Genomic DNA, 16,066 nt, shown 5'->3' with positions numbered 1-16,066 from the left:
CACGGTTGCCTCATCGCTCACACCAGCATTATGCAGGTATCTACCTGCATAACGTCAACCGGAGCCCGGGATCATTGCGTATGTGCGGCCGTGCCGGACAGGATCACGGGCCAGTCCTGGCCAGTGGCCCAGTCGGCGAAGCTGTGCCAGCCGACCTCGGGGTGGTCGCGGCGCAGCGCGGCGATGTCGACGTCGAGGCCGGTGGTGCAGAAGTACTCGAACATCGCTGCCAGGTCGGCGGAACGGGTGCGTACGGCGTGCAGGGGTACCTGCCGGTGTTCGATCGGGCCGCCGGTGGCCGTGGCGAGGATCGCCGCGATCTCGGCCGGCGTGCGCTCGTCGGAGGCGATGTCGATGCGGTGGCCGGTGAACGCCTCACGGTGCTGGAGGACCAGTGCGGCGAACGCGCCGATGTCGGTGGCGGGTATGAGGGTGAGCGGCCGGTCGGCGGGCATCGGCCAGGCGAAGGTGCCCGCGCGCAGCCCGTCGAGGGTCCAGCCGCTGGTGTAGTTGTCCATGAAGGCGGCCGGTGCGATCACCGTCCAGGGCACGCCGCCGGCGCGCAGGTGCCGCTCTATCAGGTGCTTGCTCTCGTAGTGCGGGATGCCGGTGCCGCGGTCGGCGTGGGCGGCCGAGGTGAACACGATGTGCCCGACGTGCGCGGCTGCCGCCGCGTCGACCAGGGCGATGCCGTGCCGCGTCTCGGTGTTGGTGTCGGTGCCGAACGGGGTGGTGACGGCGAAGAGGGAATCGGCTCCGGCGAGCGCGGCGTCGAGGGAGGCGCGGTCGTCGAAGTCGGCGTGGCGCACGTCGGCTCCGAGGTGGCGGAGGGTCTCGGCGGCGGGGGAGTGCGGGTGGCGGGTGAGCGCCCGCACCCGATGGCCGGCCGCCAGGAGGGCGCGGGCGGTGGCCCCGCCCTGGGCTCCGGTGGCTCCGGTGACGGCGATGGTGAGCATGGGGTCTCCAAAGAGAGTAGTCTGCTGCGTGACGCATTGACTGCGTCACGCAGCAGACTAGCGGAGTCAATGCTGCGCCGCGCAGCGAATTAGGGTGTGATCCAGATGGCGAACCCACGTCGGGCCCGGCTCTACGACGAGATGTCGATGACCTCCCGCCGCTACCTGGCGGCGTACACGCTCCTCAACCAGGCCATCGCCGACCACCTCGGCCTCCACCCGACCGACGTCCAGTTCCTGAGCCTGCTGACCGCCGAACCGAACCCCCTGACGGTCAGGCAGATCGCCGACATGACCGGCCTGACCACCGGCTCGGCCACCCGCCTCGTGGACCGGCTCGAGCGCGAGGGCTACGTGTCCCGCACGGCCGACCCGCACGACCGCCGCCGGGTACTGGTCGCACCCGTACCGGAGCGCATCGCCCGCGTCACCGCGGTCTGGGACGACCTCGGCGAGGCGTGGCAGGCGCTGCTCGACGAGCACACCGAGGACGAACTCGAGGTGATCACCCGTCACATGCGGCGCGCGCACGACCTCAGTCACGACCAGATGCGCCGCCTGCGCTCCCGGCCGAAACCGGCCTGAGGCGGGCAGCCGCGATCAGTTCATTCGGGCCGCGGTACCAGGCGGTGCAGGCCCTTGCGGTCGTAGTAGCGGGTCATCGCGAAGCCGAAGACGAGGGAGACCGCGAACCCGATCGCGATCATCGTCCAGCCTCGGGTCAGGCCTGCGTCCGCCCGCGCGTCGAAGTACAGGATCGCCCGCACCCCGCCGACGACCTGGCGCATGGGCTCGAAGACCCCGAGGAAACGGTAGAAACCCGGAACTGCCTCCAGCGGCACCGTGGCCCCCGACGACGGCAGCGCCAGCGCGATGAAGACGAACATGGCGACCAGCTGGCCGATGCCGCCGAAAGCGGCGTTGATGGCCTGGACGCCGAGGCCGACCGTGAGGGTCGCGCAGTAGGAGAACACCCACAGCAGCACGAGGTGAGGCGCATTCATGCCGAGGACGGCGATGGTCGCGACCATGATCAGAGTGGTCGTCAGGACGGACAGCCCCGCGGTCATGCCCATTTTCACCAGCAGGGTCTGGGTGCGGTCGATGGGCAGGGTGGGGCGGCGGGTGTGCCAGGGGCCGATCTCGCTGTCCGCGTAACCGAGCGAGGTGTCCACGCCGCTGTGGACGAAGTTCGCGCTGAGGAACCCGGCGAGCACCAGCAGCAGGGTGTAGTAGAAGGCGCTCAGTCCGAGCCCGCTGTGGCTGCCGATCGGGTGCCCCACCTGCGTCCGGACCGCGACCGGGTCGGCGAGCAGGACGCGGGTGGTGGCGCTCGCGTGCGCCAGGGCCGGTGAAGCTGTCAACTGCTTGCCGATGGACGACGACGCCTGATGGGCCGCCTTCTGGGTGATCTGGCTCGCCAGCGAGGAGCCCAGACTTCCCAGCCCCGGGTTGGTCAGGACGGTCAGCGTCGGCCGGACGGTGGCCTGAACGGTCGTCAGCCGCCCGACGTCGGCGGTGAAGCCGGCGGGGATCACCAGGGCGCCGTATACCTTGCCGGACGACAGCTGGTCCTGGGCCTGCGCGCGGCTCAGGCGCCGCCACTGCACCCGCTCGGGCGGGGTGGAGGCGACGATGGCGGCGCTGATCTGCGTCCCCAGGTTGGTGCTCCGGCCCGGCAGCGGCGGGCTGGTGTCCGCGTTCACCAGGGCGATGGGCAGGCGGTGCAGGCTGCCGCTGGGAGTGAGGATGCCGCCCATGTAGAGCAGCGAGAGCAGCAGGGCGATCAGGGCACTCAGCACACCCGGAGCGAGCCACAGTTTCCAGCGGCGCAGTACACGGCCGGCCGATGCCGGCGGACCGGGGATGCGCGAGGGGATCCCGGATGCCATACCACTCCACGAGAGTTGCGCCGACGGCGGTCCCGTCGACCATAGGGCGATCGCGGGCAATGCGGGCGACACGACACCTGCTTGCGCCACGGAGGCCAGGTGCGGCACCCCTCCGCTGTGGGTAGTCGACCGGAGAAGGGGAGAGAAGACGGCAGGGTGGAGGGAGGGCCGAGTCATGACACTGGATCAGGCTGCCACGGGCGTAGTGCAGGCGGTCGTCGCGTACGACGGACGGCTGCTGCTGGTGGCGCAACACGACCGCTGGGGGCTGCCATCCGGTACGCCGCAACCGGCCGAGTCTGCGGAGGCCGCCGCGGGGCGCATCGTCTACGAACTCACCGGTTACCTCGTGGACGGCTCCCAGGAGCTACAGCCCTCGGAGGCAGGGCAGGCGGACGCGGTGTCAGCCGTGGTGTGTCAACTGCTGAGCGAGAGCCCGTCGGAGGGTGGCAGCCTCGCCCCGGAGGAACTGCGCTGGGCTCCGTTCGCGCAGACCGCTGACGCCGACCTGCCCGACGTCGTGCGTGCGTATCTCCAGGGGCACACACCGGTGTGACCCGGAGCCAAAGTGGCCTGCGCTCGCCTATCCGACCGCCGGGTCGCGTACCGCCGCCAGGAACCGCTGCCGGTCCACGACCGTCCGGTCGATCTCGCCGGTCGCGACCAGTTCGCCCGAGCCGTCGACGGCCCGCACCAGGAAGGAGAGGCGCCGGCCCGTCGCGACGGGTGAGGGTTCGGTGGCCTCGGCGGTCACCTCCACCGAACCGCCCACACCCGTGGCGCGCAGGTGCCGGACGCGGACCGCGGTGCCCACCGTCGTCTGACCCGTCCCGGTGAAGGGCGCGGCAGCCCGCACGGTCGCCGCCTCCATCCACGCGATGAGCCGGGGCGTGGCGAGCACGGGAACATCGCCGCTGCCGACCGCAACCGCGGTGTCGGCATCGGTCACCTGATGACGCATCACACCACGCTAGCCCCACGCACCCCCGGGCGACAGGGCCCGGCGTCGGTCAATTTCCCGAGGAATTCAAGGCGGGACGGACGATGAGGGGATAGGCGGTGGTTATCGGCCGCGCGAGATAAGCGGCGCCTATCGAGTCATCGGCATCACCTCTTTGACATTTCTTGAGGGGTGGGAAGAAGCTGCCCCGCGGCGGGATTGCGATATCGCGGAAAGAGGCAGAACGGAATATGAGGAGCATCGAGGACCCGGGCGACGAGCTCTCGGTCACCGCGCCGAAGCGGTGGGCGACGGGCGTGCCCGGGGTGACGCATGCACTGGAGTACTCCCTCGGCCAGACTTCCGTACGGCGCACCGCGTTGACGTTGCTGAACATCAACCAGGTCAAGGGATTCGACTGCCCCGGTTGCGCCTGGCCGGAGCCCGCGCCGGGCAAGCGGCACCTCAACGAGTACTGCGAGAACGGCGCCAAGCACATCAACGACGAGGCGACCTTGCGCAGGGTCACCGCCGATTTCTTCCGCCGTCACTCGATCGCCGAGCTGGACCAGAAGTCCGACTACTGGCTCAACCAGCAGGGCCGGCTGACCGAGCCCATGGTCAAGCGGCCCGGCGCCGAGCACTACGAGCCGATCGGCTGGGACGAGGCGCTCGACCTGCTCGCCGGGGAACTGCGCCGCCTGGAATCCCCCGACGAAGCCCTCTTCTACACCTCCGGCAGGCTCAACAACGAAGCCGCCTTCCTCCTCCAGCTCTTCGCCCGCGCCTACGGCACCAACAACCTGCCGGACTGCTCCAACCTGTGCCACGAGTCCAGCGGGAGCGCGATGAAGGAGACCCTGGGCATCGGCAAGGGGAGCGTCTCCCTGGACGACATCCATAACGCCGACCTGATCTTCGTCGTCGGCCAGAACCCGGGCACCAACCACCCGCGCATGCTCTCCGCCCTGGAGGACACCAAGCGCAACGGCGGACAGATCGTGGCGGTGAACCCGCTGCCCGAGGCCGGACTGATCCGCTTCAAGAACCCGCAGAAGGCCCGCGGAGTGATCGGCCGGGGCACGCAGATCGCCGACCAGTTCCTGCAGATCCGGCCCGGCGGCGACCTCGCCCTCTTCCAGGCGCTCAACCTCATGCTGCTGCAGGCCGAGGACCTCGCGCCGGGCACCGTGCTCGACCACACCTTCATCGACACCCACACCACCGGCTTCGCCGACTTCGCCGAACACGCGCGGAAGGTCTCCTGGGACGACATCCTCACCGCGACCGGGCTGACCCGCGAGGAGATCGAAGGCGTCCTCGAGCGGGTCCTGGCGAGCAAGAAGATCATCGTCTGCTGGGCCATGGGCCTGACCCAGCACAAGCACGGCGTTCCCACCATCCGGGAAGTCGTCAACTTCCTGATGCTGCGCGGCAACATCGGCAGGCCCGGCGCGGGCGTCTGCCCGGTACGCGGCCACAGCAACGTCCAGGGCGACCGCACCATGGGGGTGTGGGAGCGGATGCCCCAGACGTTCCTCGACGCCCTGGGCGGTGAGTTCGGCTTCACCCCGCCCACCCGGCACGGTCTCGACTCGGTCGACGGCATCAGGGCCATGCGCGACGGCACCGCGAAGCTCTTCGTCGGCGTGGCCGGCAACTTCGTACGGGCCACGCCCGACAGCCGGGTCACCGAAGAGGCGATGCGGAGCTGCCGGCTCACCGCGCACATCTCCACCAAGCTCAACCGCTCGCACACGGTCTGCGGCGAGATTGCCCTGATCCTGCCCACCCTCGGCCGCAGCGACCGGGACGTCCAGGCCGGCGGCGAACAGTTCATCACCGTCGAGGACTCCATGAGCGAGGTGCACGCCTCCCGCGGACGCCTGGCACCGGCCTCCCCGCACCTGCTCAGCGAGGTCGCGATCATCGCCCGGCTGGCCCGCAGGACCCTGGGCGACACCCCGGCCATCCCCTGGGAGGAGTTCGAGGCGGACTACGGCACCATCCGCGACCGGATCGCCCGGGTCGTGCCGGGCTTCGAGGACTTCAACGCCCGCGTCGCCGAGCCCGGCGGTTTCAGGCTGCCCAACCCGGTCAACCAGGGAGTCTTCCCCACCCCCAGCGGCAAGGCCGTGTTCACGTGCAACGAGTTCACGATGCCGCACATACCCGAGGGGCATCTGCTGCTCCAGACGCTGCGCTCCCACGATCAGTGGAACACCGTTCCGTACGCGATGAACGACCGCTACCGCGGCATCCACAACGCCCGCAGGGTCGTACTCGCCAACCCCGACGACCTCGCCGCCCTCGGATACGCCGACGGTGACGCCGTGGACCTGGTCACCGTCTGGCACGACGGCCTGGAACGCCGCGCGGAGAACTTCCGCGTCGTCGCCTACCCGACCAGTCGAGGTTCGGCGGCCTCCTACTACCCCGAGACCAACGTACTCGTACCGCTGGACAGCGTCGCCGACATCAGCAACACCCCGACCTCCAAGAGCGTCCTGGTCCGCCTGGAACCCGCCCGCGCCGCCGCGGAAGGCTGAAACCCACAACAGGAAGGCAGGACAGGACCATGGGACGAGTGACGGCGCGGCGGCGCGTGCTGCGCATCCGCGACGGGGTGCCGACGCACCGCCCTGACACCCTCGCGGCCGAGGAGCCGATGGAGATCCGGGTCGGCGGGCGCCCGCTCACCGTGACCATGCGCACCCCCGGCGACGACTTCGACCTCGCGGCCGGGTTCCTGGTCAGCGAGGGCGTGGTGCACACCGCCGACGACGTGGCCGGTATCCGCTACTGCGCCGGCGCCACCGCGGACGGCGGCAACACCTACAACGTGGTGGACGTCGTCCTGGGCCCAGGGGTGTCCGCCCCCGACGCCTCACTGGAGCGGAACTTCTACACCACCTCCTCCTGCGGCCTGTGCGGCAAGGCCAGCCTGGACGCGGTGCGCACCACGGCGGCCTGGTCCGTGGCCGAGGACCGTCTGACCGTCGGCCCCGACCTGCTCGTGGCGCTCCCCGACCAGCTCCGGGCGGCGCAAAGGGTGTTCGACAGCACCGGCGGCCTGCACGCCGCCGGACTGTTCACGGCGCAGGGGGAACTGCTGTGCCTGCGTGAGGACGTGGGCCGGCACAACGCCGTGGACAAGGTCGTCGGACACGCCCTGCGGTCCGGGCTGCTTCCGCTGCGCGGGACCGTCCTGATGGTCAGCGGCCGGGCCTCCTTCGAACTGGTGCAGAAGGCGGTGATGGCCGGCATCCCGATGCTGGCGGCGGTCTCCGCCCCGTCCTCATTGGCCGTGGACCTCGCCGCCGAGAGCGGACTGACCCTGGTCGGCTTCCTTCGGGGCACCTCGATGAACGTCTACACCGGCGCCGAGCGCCTGCAACCCCAGCCCGTCGGCTGACGTGCCCTGACCGGGCGAAGCTGCCGGCAATCCCTGCAGGCCGCTCCGGTACAGGCCACTGACCGCCTCCGCCGCGTCCGCGACCGCGGCACGCAGCCCGGGCGGCGCCAGCACCTCCACGTGGGGGCCGAGGGAGAGCAGCCGCGTCGCGAGCCTGTCGTCGTGGCGCAGGCCTGCCATGACGTGGCCGTCGGAGTCCGGATCGTCCATGGAGGTGAGGAGTGCGGCCAGCTCTGCGTCGGCCCGGAGGAGTTCCGGGCCGGGCCCCGTCAGCCGGATCCGCGCCCACTCCGGTCCGCCGTCGGGTGAGGGTGCCGTACTGCCCGAACGCTGTGCCCACCACAGACGCAGCTGGAAGCCGCTGACGTGGTGGAAGGGCCCTCCGGCCGGCTCGACGGCGTGAATCCCGGCGACCGGGCGGCTGGTCACAGCCTCTCCGTCATGGGCGACGAGGTACCAGGCGCCGGCCTCAAGGACGAGGCCCAGCGGGGACAGGAGCCTGCCGTCACCCGCTTCCGCGTCATCGCCTCCCTGCCGGATGCGGACCGCTTGATCGTCCTTGATGGCCTGTGTGAGTGCCGGCAGGTGGGCGGAGCCCGGGGTGTCCCGCCGCCAGGAACTCGCGTCCAGCAGGAAGCGCGAGCCGATCCGCGCCGCATGCTCGCCCACCGTGGCGGGCAGCGCCGCGGCGACCTTGAGCTGCGCGCTGGCGAGGTAGGACCCCAGCCCGAGCTCGGCCACAGGACCGGCCGGACCGGCCGGCCCCGAGTCCGGGGCCAGGAACAGTGATTCCGCCTCGCAGCTGGTCAGCCCGGTGAGCCTGGTGCGGTAGCCGTCGAGCAACTGGTAGCCGCCGTCCCGGCCGCCCTCGCCGTACACGGGAACACCGGACGCGGACAGGGCCTCGACGTCCCGGTACACCGTACGGACCGACACCTCCAGCTCCTTCGCGAGTTCGCGGGCGGTCAGCCTGCCCCTGTTCTGCAGCAGCAGGACGATCGACATCAGTCGGCTGGCGCGCATCCCCATCCCCCTTCGGACCGACTGACACAGGGTGTCAGTCGGTCCAACCTACGGTCCACGCATGGCGTTTCGAGACAAGCACCTGCGCGGGCATGCGCCCCTGACCATCGACCACTGGCAGCTCAAGGCCTACCACGTCCTGCGCGACCCGGACCGGCCGCTGACACCCGAGATCGTCGCCGCGGCGTACGACACCGCCCGCTCGATGCTGCCCGAGCCCGACCACGAAATGCCGGCAGCCGGGTGGCTGGTGCTGCACGAGGGCGGCAACGGTGCGATGTACCTGTGCGTCTACACATGGGTGTGGGGCAACGTCGTCCACGCGAGGACGGCAGCCGCGGGCGAACCGTTCGTCGGCTGCCCCGACGACGACCCGACGCACTACGTCATCAATGAGACGCCGTACGCCGGCTGCGTCTGGGAGCTGCCGACGCTCGCCCATGAGCGCACCGCTTGGGTCCGCCACATGCTGGCACCGGACGTACCCGATGTGACCTCCTACCTCGCTGACACCCTGCCGGACGGCCCGATCGGAGGTTTCCAGGGACTGTCGTCGGCGGTCACCGGATCCGGGGTGGTGTGACTACGGGCTGTTCGGCAAGAATCACGGATTGCAGGTTCGCACCGGTACCGAATCCCAGGGCGGGGAGGGCAGCTGTCATGGACGGTCTGTACGAGGTGAGTGCCAAGCTGGACGAACACGCGCGTGAGCGTCTGCTGGCCCCCAACTTCTGGCACCTGGCCACGGTCGGCCCGGACGGGATGCCGCAGGTGTCGCCCATGTGGGCGGACCTGGAAGGCGAGTACGTCATGGTCAACACGTCCATCGGGCGGGTGAAGGAGCGGAACCTGCGGCGCAACCCGTGGGTGTCGCTCTCGCACCACGACACCGCGAACCCCTACGACCGGGTGGAGATCCGGGGGCGGGCGGTGCGCTTCGTGGAGGGGGAGGAGGCGGGGCGGGCGATGGACCGGCTGACCCGGAAGTACATCGGCGAGGAACGGTATCCGTGGCTGCTGCCGGGGGAGCGGCGGGTGATGGTGCTGATCGAGCCGGTTCGGGTGCGCAGGGTGGTGGGGGTGGAGCCGTTCAGCCCGTGAGGTTCGGTGTGTCGGACGAGCCAGGCGTCCAGGGCTCAGTGTCCTACGGCAGTCCCGGGTCGCCGGGCAGGCGTTCCAGGGCGGCGGCGACGTCGGTGTTCCGGGCGATGTCCGTCAGCGCGCGTGCCATGATCGACCCCGGTTGCCGGGCGGTCGTGACCAGGCCGACCGGGACCGACCACTCGGGTTCGACCAGCGGCACCGCGCGCATGCCGTGCGGGACGCCGAAGACATGGAGCCAGGCGTGCGCCACGATGCTGGCCCACCGGCCTGTCCTGACATGGGCGAACAGTGCGGCCACGGAGTCGGTCTCGACCCGGGGCGAGGGTCGCGTGCCCGCCTTCGCGAAGATCTCGTCGAGCACCCGGCGCCCGTGCATCGCCTGGGTCAGCAGGCACAGCGGCAGCCGTGACGCCTCCGCCCAGGTGGCCGTCGTCCGCAGGGCCAGCCCGTCGGCAGCCGTCGTCAGCAGTACGTATCGCTCCTCGTACAGCGGAACGGTATGGAAATTCTCCGCCAGATCCTCATGCAGATAGCTGATCGCGGCATCGATCTCGAAATTCTGCAACTGGCGGAGAATGTCCGTCGCCTGGAGGTCCGCTATCACCTCGACGGTGACCAGCGGATGCGCCGTGCAGAAGGGGCCGGTCAGCAGGGAGACCGCGCCGGACGCGGTGGGGACCGAGCCGATCCGCATCCGGCCGCTCAGCCCGCTGCGCAGGGCGCCGACCTCGTCCTTGAGGGCATCGCGGTCGGCCAGGATCCGCTGCGCCCAGATGACGATGCGCTCGCCCTCCGGCGTGAGGCCCTCGTACTTGCGGCCACGCCGGACGAGCGGCACGTCCAGCTCCTCCTCCAGCTTGCGGATCGCCTCCGACAGTGCGGGCTGGGAGACGTGGCAGGCCTGGGCGGCGCGGGCGAAATGACGCTCCCGGGAGAGGGCCACCAGGTACTCGAGTTGGCGAAACAGCACGTCATGGGTCTACCCGACAGTTCCGAGGAACGCGAATCCGGGCCACGTGTCGCCTGTGCAGCCTGCGGTGGATGTCTGGAATGTCCGGAGGTACCGTGTCTAGGCGATCTATGTGAGGAGGCCCGCATGTCCTCGAAGCGACGCCGTAAGAAGAAGTCCCGCCGTAACCACGCGGCGAACCACGGAAAGCGGCCTCAGTGCTGAGCTGGAGCCGTGTGGTTCAGCCGGTCTTGCGCGCCACGCCTGCGTAGAACCCGATCTCCTGCATCACCGTGCTGCTCCTCAGGTTCGACCCCAAGGTCATTGTCAGTGGCTGCTCGTACGGTTCAGGCAGTGGGACCCGCCGGAACGGCCGAGGGTCCGTCCTGGGGAGGGGTGTGTCATGGCTGTCGGGGCTGCGGTGTCGACGACGTATCTGGAGCTGTCGGAAGACGGCGGCGGCGCGCACAAGTTCTACGAGGTGAGTGTCGCCGGCCAGGTGGTGACCGTGCGGTACGGGCGCATAGGTGCCGCCGGGCAGACGCAGACGACGACGTTCCCCAGTGTGGAGAAGGCGCAGGCCGCTGCCGCGAAGAAGCTGGGGGAGAAGGTTCGTAAGGGGTACGCCCCGGCCGTCCAGGGGCAGCGCGCGCCCCGGGCGGTGACCCGCCGTCAGGTGGCCTCGGCGCCCTCCACCGCCCGGGCCGTGGCACCCGTGCTGTGGCGGTTCCGCACCGGCTCCGCGGCGTTCGGCATCCACATCGACGAGGACCGCTGCTGGGTGGGCAACCAGGCCGGTGACGTCTTCACCCTGGACCACGAGGGCGCCGTACTGGCCCGGTTCAGCCTGCCGGACGGTGTGAAGTGCCTGGTGGCCGACGACTTCTGGATCTACGCGGGCTGCGACGACGGCAGGGTCTACGACCTCTCCGCCAAACTGCCGTTCGCCGCCTACGACATCGCCGCCGACGTCGACATCTTCTGGCTGGACATCCACGAGGGCGTCCTCAACGTCTCGGACCGCGCGGGCAGGCTCACCGTCATCGACCACGAGGACGAGTACCAGTGGGCGCGCCACAGCCAGGGTGAGCACGCCTGGATGGTCCGCGCCGACGACCGTGCCGTCTACCACGGCCACCTCGGGGGCGTCACCGCCTACGCGCCCGACGGCGGCGGCGAGTTGTGGCACACGCCCACCCGGGGCGGGGTGCTGTTCGGGTGGCAGGAGGACGAGGCCGTGTACGCGGGCACCGCGCACCGCGTGGTCCAGCGGCTGTCGAAGACGAGCGGCGCGATCGAGGCGACGTACGCCTGTGACAGCGCCGTGTACTCGTGCGCGACCTCGCCGAACGGCCGGTTCGTCTTCGCCGGTGACGCTTCGTCGTCCGTCTACTGCTTCGACCAGGACGGTACGCGGCTGTGGAAGCTCGGCACGGGCGGTGGCTCGGCCTTGTCGATGCAGTACCGGGACGAGCGGCTCTACTTGGTGACCACCGACGGACTGCTGGTGTGCATCGACGCGAGCGCCACGGCCGTCTCCGCGGCCCAGCAGGGCTCGGTGCCGGTCGTTCGGGACGTCAAGCTCGCGGCGGCCCTGCCGACGTACGCGCCGGCCACGGCCGCGACGGCGGTGGCCACCGTGGCGCAGGCTCCCGTCGGAGCGGTCGTGGTCGAGTGCGTGCAGCAGGCCGGCCGGCTGCGGATGCACGTGGTCTCCGAGGGCTACGACGCCTCCTGGAACGTCCAGTTCCCGCGCGCGATACGCGAGCCAGGAGCGCGCTACGTCGTGGACGCCCTGCACCCGGCGGCCGGTGGCTTCTACCGGGTGCGGGGCGACATCCGACGGCTGCTGTGACCGGCAGACCGGGCCACGGACCGGGCCCGGTCGCCCGGGGTCACACCGGCATGGCCGCCGCCCGGTCCAGCAGGCGCCGGGCGGCTTCGACCGTCTCGGCGCGGTCCGAGGCGACGAGGCCGATGCGGGTGCGGCGGTCCAGGAGATCCGACTCGTCCAGCGCGCCCTCGTGCAGCGCCGCCCACAGGAGTTCGGCGCCGGTGGCCGGGTGGCCCGGCAGCACCGGTTCCGCGAGGACGGGGTCCTGCGCCGCGAGGGCGTGGACGGCCACGGCCTCGGTGCCGTAGCGGCGGATCAGGTGGCGCGGCGCGGGCAGGCTGCGCAGCTGCTCGGGTGACGCGGCGCCGACCAACGGCAGCGCGGCCGTGGTCGAGGGGCCCGCGTGCAGGCCCCGGGCCGCGACCGCCGCGTCCACGGCGTCCTGCGCCATCCGCCGGTAGGTGGTGAGCTTGCCGCCGACCACCGTGGTCACGCCGTCGGGCGAGGTCAGCACCGCGTGCCGGCGCGAGATGTCGGCGGTGCGGGTCGGTGCGGTGTCCGGGCCGGCGGGCGCGGAGGTGTCCAGCAGGGGGCGCAGTCCGGCGAAGGCGCCGACGACCTCGTCCCGGGCCACGGGTGTGTCCAGGACGGAGCCCAGGACATCCAGCAGGAAGCCGATGTCCGTCTCGGGCACCTCCGGTACGTCCGGGATCGTGCCCTCGACCGGCTCGTCGGTGAGACCGACGTAGACCCGGCCGTCGCCCTGGGGCAGGACCAGGACGAAGCGGTTGGTCTCCCCGGGGACGGGGATGTGCAGGCCGGCCGACAGAGCGCCGAGCCGCTCCGAGCGCAGGACCAGATGGGTGCCGCGCGAGGGACGGATCCGGATGCCCTTGACGAGGTCACCCGCCCACACTCCGGTGGCGTTGATCACGGCCCGCGCGCGGATCTCGCCCTCCTCGCCGGTGAGTTCGTCCCGGATCCGGGCGCCCGTCCCGGTCGCCTCCAGCACCCGGACCCGGGTCAGCACCCGTGCGCCCTGCGCGGCGGCCGTCCGGGCCAGCGCGGTCACCAGGCGGGCATCGTCGGTCACCTTGCCGTCCCAGGACAGCAGCCCGCCGCGCAGCCCGGCCGCGCGCACCGGGGGTGCCAGGTGCCGCGCCTCCGTGGCCGACAGCCGGCGCGGGGCGGGCAGGACCTGCCGCGGGGTGCGGGCGGCCAGGCGCAGCATGTCACCGGCCCGGAACCCGGCCCAGGACAGCGCCGTCTGGGCCCTCGACACCATCGGGGTCAGCGGCAGCACGAACGGCTGGGCGGCGACCAGGTGGGGCGCGGTGCGGGTCATCAGCACACCGCGTTCGACCGCGCTCTCGTGCGCGACGTCGAACTGCGCCGAGGCCAGATAGCGCAGCCCGCCGTGGATCAGCTTGGAACTCCAGCGGGAGGTGCCGAAGGCCAGGTCGTGGGCGTCCACCGCGACGACGTTCAGCCCGCGGGCGGCGGCGTCCAGGGCGACTCCGGCCCCGGTGGCCCCGAGGCCGACGACCAGGACGTCCGCCACCCTTCCGTCCGTGGCCTCGGCCAGTTCCCGGAGGCGCCGGGGCGCGCTGAGGGACGAGTCGGGTACGGCCCTGGTGTGGCTCATGGCGTCAGGGTCCTCTCCAAAAGGGTGCGCAACTCGGCGAGGAACGCGGCGGAGTCCAGCTCCGGGTCGTCCTCGTCGGTCATCGTGCGCAGGGACAGGGTGAAGGACTGCACGGTCAACAGCACGACGCGGGCCTGCCGTTGGGTGTGGCCGGTGCGCACCGAACCGTCCGCGTGGCCCTCTTCGATCGCGTCGGCCAGCAGCGCCAGCAACGCCTCCTGGCTCGCTCCGCGCCGGTCGAGCACGTAGGGGAGCAGCAGTTCCGGATCGACGTCGACGATCTTGCGGAAGAGCGGGTGCGCGCGGAACGCCTCGACCCCCGTGACAAGCCCCTCCACGATCCGGGTGCGCGTGCTGATGCCGGGGGTGCGTCCGGGGATGGCCCGCGTGGCCACGTCGATCCACTCGCGGGTCATCAGATCGCCCACCAGCGTCTGCAGGTCCGGCCAGCGCCGGTACAGCGTCATCCGGGAGACCCCGGCGCGGCGGGCCACGTCGGCGAGGGTCGTACGGCGCATTCCGACGGCCAGCACGCAGTCCCGTACGGCGTCGAGAACCGGGTCGCTGTCCGAACCGTTGTGACGAATAGGCGTCATGTGTCACAGTGTAACGCCCCGGGGGCCGGGCGGAGACGCCGCATCGCGAACCGAGCACACCGATCTGTGAGGACGACCCTTCGATGGACATGCTGTGGAACGGCTGGGGCGACCCGGCCAAGGCGGCACCGCTGCCCGACACGGTGACCGGACTGCTGCGCGACCTGCTCGGCGTGAAACCGCGCACCGCACCGGCGCCGGCCCTGGAGGACATCCGCCTGCCCGAGACCACGGCGGAGCCCGCTGCCCTGGCGGCGCTCGCCGAGGCGGTCGGCGGGGCGGAGCACGTCCGCACGGATTCCGAGAGCCGGATCCGCCACACCCGCGGCAAGTCCACCCCCGACCTGCTGCGCATCCGCGCCGGTGACTTCTCCGACGTCCCCCAGGCCGTGGTCCTGCCCGCCTCCCACGAGGAGGTCCTCGCCGTACTGCGGGCCTGCGCGGCCCACGGCCTGGCCGCCGTCCCCTTCGGTGGCGGCACCTCCGTCGTCGGCGGACTCGCCCCCGAGCGGCGCGCCTTCGTCGTCCTCGACCTGCGGCGCATGAACGGCCTGCTCGACCTGGACCCGGTCTCCCGCACGGCCGTCCTGCAGCCCGGCCTGCGCGCCCCGGAGGCCGAAGCCCTCCTCGCCGGGCGGGGATTCACGCTCGGACACTTCCCGCAGTCCTTCGAGTGGGCCACCATCGGCGGCTTCGCCGCCGCCCGCTCCAGCGGTCAGGCGTCCGCCGGGTACGGGCGCTTCGACGAGATGGTCCTCGGCCTCACCCTCGCCACCCCCGAGGGCACCGTCGAGACCGGCCGCGCCCCCCGCTCGGCCGCCGGCCCCGACCTGCGCCAGCTGTTCCTCGGCTCCGAGGGCGCCTTCGGCGTGATCACCTCCGTCACTGTACGGATCCGCCCGCTGCCCGAGGTGCGCGTCTACGAGGGCTGGCGCTTCGCCTCCTTCGAGGAAGGGTCCGCCGCACTGCGCCGGCTCGCCCAGGACGGACCGCGGCCCACGGTGCTGCGCCTGTCCGACGAGACCGAGACGCTCATCGGCCTGGCCCAGCCCGACGCGATCGGCGCCGGACTGGACAACAGCGGCGCCGGATGCCTCGCGATCACCGGCTACGAGGGCACCCCTGAGGACACCGCCCAGCGCCGCGAGCAGGCGGCGGCCGTGCTGCGCGCCTGCGGCGGCACCCTCGTCGGAGCCGAGCCCGGCGACCGCTGGGCCCACGGCCGCTACTCCGCGCCCTACCTGCGCGACTCCCTGCTCGACGTGGGAGCCTTCGCCGAAACCCTGGAGACGGCCGCCTTCTGGTCGCGCATCCCCGAGCTGTACACGGCCGTCCGCACCGCGCTCACCGACACCCTCACGCAGGCCGGCACCCCGCCCCTGGTGATGTGCCACATCTCCCACGTGTACGAGAACGGCGCCTCGCTGTACTTCACCGTCGTCAGCGCCCAGGGCGAGGACCCGGTGGCACACTGGGCGCCCGCCAAGCACGCGGCCAACGAGGCCATCCTGGCCGCCGGCGGCACCATCTCCCACCACCACGGGGTCGGCACCGACCACCGGGACTGGTACGTCCGCGAAGCCGGCCCGCTCGGCATCGAGGCCCTGCGCGCGGTGAAGCACCGGCTCGACCCCGAGGGCCTGCTCAACCCCGGGGTCCTGCTGCCCATCGACCAGCCGTGACCGGCCAGGCGTAGTCGGGCGGTCAGCCGT

General features: G+C 71.4%; 15 protein-coding genes. 8 read left to right on the top strand and 7 right to left on the bottom strand.

Annotated elements, in window-relative coordinates; all coding sequences use genetic code 11:
• Positions 1-71: 71 nt before the first annotated feature.
• Positions 72-956, bottom strand: a complete 885-nt coding sequence (locus ACWD3E_RS08735; protein WP_451386821.1) for an NmrA/HSCARG family protein — start codon at positions 954-956, stop codon at positions 72-74.
• A gap of 105 nt (positions 957-1,061) precedes the next feature.
• Between ACWD3E_RS08735 and ACWD3E_RS08730 the strand changes: the two genes are divergently transcribed.
• A complete protein-coding gene (locus ACWD3E_RS08730) occupies positions 1,062-1,541 on the top strand; it encodes a MarR family winged helix-turn-helix transcriptional regulator (RefSeq protein WP_451386820.1) in 480 nt (159 codons plus the stop codon).
• Positions 1,542-1,561: 20 nt separating this feature from the next.
• On the opposite strand, the gene ACWD3E_RS08725 is transcribed toward ACWD3E_RS08730, so the two are convergent.
• Positions 1,562-2,848 carry a YhgE/Pip domain-containing protein gene (locus tag ACWD3E_RS08725; RefSeq protein ID WP_451386819.1) on the bottom strand — a complete coding sequence of 429 codons (1,287 nt, stop codon included), beginning with the start codon at positions 2,846-2,848 and terminating at the stop codon, positions 1,562-1,564.
• A gap of 175 nt (positions 2,849-3,023) precedes the next feature.
• On the opposite strand from ACWD3E_RS08725, the gene ACWD3E_RS08720 reads away from it, so the two are divergent.
• On the top strand, positions 3,024-3,404 hold the full coding sequence (locus ACWD3E_RS08720) for an NUDIX hydrolase (RefSeq protein WP_451386818.1): 381 nt from the start codon (positions 3,024-3,026) through the stop codon (positions 3,402-3,404).
• Between the two features lie 27 nt (positions 3,405-3,431).
• Here the strand turns inward: ACWD3E_RS08720 and ACWD3E_RS08715 are convergent, their stop codons facing one another.
• Complete coding sequence (locus tag ACWD3E_RS08715) at positions 3,432-3,809, bottom strand: thioesterase family protein (protein ID WP_451386817.1); 378 nt, start codon at positions 3,807-3,809, stop codon at positions 3,432-3,434.
• 230 nt (positions 3,810-4,039) lie between these two features.
• On the opposite strand from ACWD3E_RS08715, the gene ACWD3E_RS08710 reads away from it, so the two are divergent.
• Together ACWD3E_RS08710 and fdhD are read left to right on the top strand one after the other, a co-directional pair.
• On the top strand, positions 4,040-6,337 hold the full coding sequence (locus ACWD3E_RS08710) for an FdhF/YdeP family oxidoreductase (protein WP_451386816.1): 2,298 nt from the start codon (positions 4,040-4,042) through the stop codon (positions 6,335-6,337).
• A gap of 29 nt (positions 6,338-6,366) precedes the next feature.
• Positions 6,367-7,203 carry a formate dehydrogenase accessory sulfurtransferase FdhD gene (gene fdhD, locus ACWD3E_RS08705; RefSeq protein ID WP_451386815.1) on the top strand — a complete coding sequence of 279 codons (837 nt, stop codon included), beginning with the start codon at positions 6,367-6,369 and terminating at the stop codon, positions 7,201-7,203.
• Here fdhD and ACWD3E_RS08700 read toward each other — a convergent pair.
• Positions 7,087-8,226 carry a helix-turn-helix transcriptional regulator gene (locus ACWD3E_RS08700; RefSeq protein WP_451386814.1) on the bottom strand — a complete coding sequence of 380 codons (1,140 nt, stop codon included), beginning with the start codon at positions 8,224-8,226 and terminating at the stop codon, positions 7,087-7,089. The genes fdhD and ACWD3E_RS08700 overlap by 117 nt on opposite strands.
• Before the next feature lie 61 nt (positions 8,227-8,287).
• Here ACWD3E_RS08700 and ACWD3E_RS08695 point away from each other — a divergent pair, with 61 nt between their 5' ends.
• Entirely contained in the window at positions 8,288-8,809 is a 522-nt protein-coding gene (locus ACWD3E_RS08695) for a hypothetical protein (protein WP_451386813.1), read from the top strand.
• A gap of 77 nt (positions 8,810-8,886) precedes the next feature.
• A complete protein-coding gene (locus tag ACWD3E_RS08690; RefSeq protein ID WP_451386812.1) occupies positions 8,887-9,327 on the top strand; it encodes a PPOX class F420-dependent oxidoreductase in 441 nt (146 codons plus the stop codon).
• 43 nt (positions 9,328-9,370) lie between these two features.
• Here ACWD3E_RS08690 and ACWD3E_RS08685 read toward each other — a convergent pair whose 3' ends face one another.
• Positions 9,371-10,300: a LysR family transcriptional regulator gene (locus tag ACWD3E_RS08685; RefSeq protein ID WP_451386811.1), complete on the bottom strand. Its 930-nt coding sequence runs from the start codon at positions 10,298-10,300 to the stop codon at positions 9,371-9,373.
• Between the two features lie 382 nt (positions 10,301-10,682).
• Between ACWD3E_RS08685 and ACWD3E_RS08680 the strand changes: the two genes are divergently transcribed.
• Positions 10,683-12,134: a WGR domain-containing protein gene (locus tag ACWD3E_RS08680; RefSeq protein WP_451386810.1), complete on the top strand. Its 1,452-nt coding sequence runs from the start codon at positions 10,683-10,685 to the stop codon at positions 12,132-12,134.
• A gap of 40 nt (positions 12,135-12,174) precedes the next feature.
• Here ACWD3E_RS08680 and ACWD3E_RS08675 read toward each other — a convergent pair whose 3' ends face one another.
• Both ACWD3E_RS08675 and ACWD3E_RS08670 read right to left on the bottom strand, forming a co-directional pair.
• On the bottom strand, positions 12,175-13,758 hold the full coding sequence (locus tag ACWD3E_RS08675; protein WP_451386809.1) for a glycerol-3-phosphate dehydrogenase/oxidase: 1,584 nt from the start codon (positions 13,756-13,758) through the stop codon (positions 12,175-12,177).
• Positions 13,755-14,354 carry a TetR/AcrR family transcriptional regulator gene (locus tag ACWD3E_RS08670; RefSeq protein WP_451386808.1) on the bottom strand — a complete coding sequence of 200 codons (600 nt, stop codon included), beginning with the start codon at positions 14,352-14,354 and terminating at the stop codon, positions 13,755-13,757. Before ACWD3E_RS08670 ends, ACWD3E_RS08675 begins: the two co-directional genes overlap by 4 nt.
• Before the next feature lie 83 nt (positions 14,355-14,437).
• Between ACWD3E_RS08670 and ACWD3E_RS08665 the strand changes: the two genes are divergently transcribed.
• On the top strand, positions 14,438-16,036 hold the full coding sequence (locus ACWD3E_RS08665; protein WP_451386807.1) for an FAD-binding oxidoreductase: 1,599 nt from the start codon (positions 14,438-14,440) through the stop codon (positions 16,034-16,036).
• Positions 16,037-16,066 lie beyond the last annotated feature (30 nt).

The sequence above is a fragment of the Streptomyces sp. NPDC002676 genome (assembly GCF_053592455.1).
Note: the sequence above shows the minus strand (reverse complement) of the source record. Positions and strands in the feature narration are given on the sequence as shown.

What these genes read in the sequence shown, in the direction of transcription:
- ACWD3E_RS08735 (WP_451386821.1), bottom strand. Translation starts at nt 956, where the DNA reads ATGCTCACCATCGCCGTCACCGGAGCCACCGGAGCCCAGGGCGGGGCC.
- ACWD3E_RS08730 (WP_451386820.1), top strand. Translation starts at nt 1,062, where the DNA reads ATGGCGAACCCACGTCGGGCCCGGCTCTACGACGAGATGTCGATGACC.
- ACWD3E_RS08725 (WP_451386819.1), bottom strand. Translation starts at nt 2,848, where the DNA reads ATGGCATCCGGGATCCCCTCGCGCATCCCCGGTCCGCCGGCATCGGCC.
- ACWD3E_RS08720 (WP_451386818.1), top strand. Translation starts at nt 3,024, where the DNA reads ATGACACTGGATCAGGCTGCCACGGGCGTAGTGCAGGCGGTCGTCGCG.
- ACWD3E_RS08715 (WP_451386817.1), bottom strand. Translation starts at nt 3,809, where the DNA reads ATGCGTCATCAGGTGACCGATGCCGACACCGCGGTTGCGGTCGGCAGC.
- ACWD3E_RS08710 (WP_451386816.1), top strand. Translation starts at nt 4,040, where the DNA reads ATGAGGAGCATCGAGGACCCGGGCGACGAGCTCTCGGTCACCGCGCCG.
- fdhD (WP_451386815.1), top strand. Translation starts at nt 6,367, where the DNA reads ATGGGACGAGTGACGGCGCGGCGGCGCGTGCTGCGCATCCGCGACGGG.
- ACWD3E_RS08700 (WP_451386814.1), bottom strand. Translation starts at nt 8,226, where the DNA reads ATGCGCGCCAGCCGACTGATGTCGATCGTCCTGCTGCTGCAGAACAGG.
- ACWD3E_RS08695 (WP_451386813.1), top strand. Translation starts at nt 8,288, where the DNA reads ATGGCGTTTCGAGACAAGCACCTGCGCGGGCATGCGCCCCTGACCATC.
- ACWD3E_RS08690 (WP_451386812.1), top strand. Translation starts at nt 8,887, where the DNA reads ATGGACGGTCTGTACGAGGTGAGTGCCAAGCTGGACGAACACGCGCGT.
- ACWD3E_RS08680 (WP_451386810.1), top strand. Translation starts at nt 10,683, where the DNA reads ATGGCTGTCGGGGCTGCGGTGTCGACGACGTATCTGGAGCTGTCGGAA.
- ACWD3E_RS08675 (WP_451386809.1), bottom strand. Translation starts at nt 13,758, where the DNA reads ATGAGCCACACCAGGGCCGTACCCGACTCGTCCCTCAGCGCGCCCCGG.
- ACWD3E_RS08670 (WP_451386808.1), bottom strand. Translation starts at nt 14,354, where the DNA reads ATGACGCCTATTCGTCACAACGGTTCGGACAGCGACCCGGTTCTCGAC.
- ACWD3E_RS08665 (WP_451386807.1), top strand. Translation starts at nt 14,438, where the DNA reads ATGGACATGCTGTGGAACGGCTGGGGCGACCCGGCCAAGGCGGCACCG.